Source organism: Paraburkholderia sp. NMBU_R16, assembly GCF_013282575.1.
GTDB lineage: Bacteria > Pseudomonadota > Gammaproteobacteria > Burkholderiales > Burkholderiaceae > Trinickia.
On the sequence record NZ_JAAAYE010000307.1, the window covers coordinates 1 to 454 of the forward strand.

At 54.0% G+C, this 454-nt stretch carries 1 protein-coding gene; it reads right to left on the reverse strand.

Annotation, left to right across the window (positions count from 1 at the left end; all coding sequences use genetic code 11):
• Window positions 1–338: 338 nt before the first annotated feature.
• A partial coding sequence (locus tag GWC77_RS30185) for an IS4 family transposase (RefSeq protein WP_173261287.1) occupies window positions 339–454 on the reverse strand: 116 nt, incomplete at its 5' end.

Sequence of the window (454 nt, forward strand, 5' to 3'; positions counted from 1 at the left end):
CGAAAATATGGCGCCCATGACACTTCGTACTCTACAGCGACAGATGTCTGGCAGAAATGGATACCGTCAACTGGTTGCGGGTTTCGATCGAAATGAGATTCGCAAGCACCAAGGATAACGAATTACTGCCTCTTTTGAGTTCCGAGTGGGTGATGTTAGCGGGTCAAGGGCGGGCGTAAGCCCGGCGCAGCGAACCCTTGAGGCGCTCTGAATCGGCTTTGTTCAGCAGCACTTCAGTCGGCTCTGTCGCATTAACGAGGACGAGTAGAATCGGTGCGAATTGAAACGCAGGACATCGATGATGGCAAAGACGAAGAAAGCTCGCTCAACGCATTCCATTACACACAAGTCTGCTGCTCGAGCTCACGCGCGTATCTGATACCAGCAGCAAAATCCACCACGCGCTGCATGCCTAGCCAGATGGTCTTGACGCCAGGCTCGCCGTCGCCTTTGC